Here is a 1,265-nt window from a genome sequence, read left to right on the forward strand (position 1 = left end):
CTTTTATTAGAATTTATCATGATAAACCTACACTTTAAAATATTTATCCTCTTGAGATAGTTCGAGAACGATATAATTTTTATACTTCTGATAATCAGCTTCTTCAAGTTGACTTACCAACATCGATACGACTTGCTGACCAGACAATTTAATAGATTCATCAAACAATTGGCGTATATGTTTAATATCAACCTCGTCAATTGAGTCATGTACCACAAATGTAGGTCTTAATAGGCCTAGTGAATCCACAGACCTAATATATGACAAGTCAAATGTGATTGCCTCAAGACGCTTCAAACCTCCATCGTTATTTGACTGGAGATCATCTACAGAAGGTTGGCAATTACCATTAGCAGTATCCAAGTTCAAATTAAAATTATATTCTATCCCGTAGAAGATACTGGTATAAGCTTTGAAGTTTTTCTTAAACTCCGTTTCAAAAATGTTAACGTTTTTAAGTTCATCAGACAGATTTTCTGATAACTCTTCCAAATTTTCTTCTTCCTCTTCTAACCTTCGCTCAATGCTATCTTTTTTCTCGATTATTGCATTCAGCTCAATCAGCGTTTTATTCAGCTCCCCAATTCTTTTAACTGAATCAGATATTTCATCGATTTTTTTCTTGGACTTTAATTCAAGATAAAGAGATGACTTTTCACTCTCTAATAATTTTAGTTTATCAGTAGCTTTGTGTTGTTTCGCTTGAAGTTTATCTAAACCATCAGAGATGAACTCATTCTTCGTGTCAAGCAAGTGGTTATGAAAGCGCAGTACGCTATCATAATCCCTAATAACTGAGTCCATCTTAATAGCTGCATAGCCGTATATAGTCTCTAACTCACTCAGCAACTGGTGCTTTTGGTTGGACTCAAGTAGTCTCTGAGTCTTGGTAATATTATTAATTTTAAGTTCTAATGACAAAACCTGATCTGATAGATTGTTTTGCTCATTATCAATACAATTTATTCTATCGATAATTGCTAACTTATCGGTATTGTTTTCAGTTAGTAATAAAGATTTTTCTAATTTGCCAAGCTCTTTTTTGGTGCTATTAATAGTGCTAATAATTTTGTCATCTTTGATAACACCGTTAAATGACGTAAGTTTCTTTCTATAGTTATCTAGGAAAGTTTTTATTTTCTGGATTTTACTCAGAATTTCAGTGTTTTCAAAGTTAAAAAGGTACAAGAATAGCGTATTACGATCTGCTCGAGAGATAGGAAATTTATCGTCATTGAACTTGACTGTTTTTGTCATTCTATTCG

General features: G+C 32.6%; 1 protein-coding gene. It reads right to left on the minus strand.

Translation table 11 applies throughout. The features are described from left to right. Positions 1–27 precede the first annotated feature (27 nt). Positions 28–1,265, minus strand: a 1,238-nt coding sequence (locus tag BZJ18_RS17010; protein WP_198532270.1) for a DUF2326 domain-containing protein, incomplete at its 5' end; no start/stop codon positions are given.

The sequence above is a fragment of the Salinivibrio sp. IB872 genome, assembly GCF_001995345.1.
GTDB lineage: Bacteria > Pseudomonadota > Gammaproteobacteria > Enterobacterales > Vibrionaceae > Salinivibrio > Salinivibrio proteolyticus.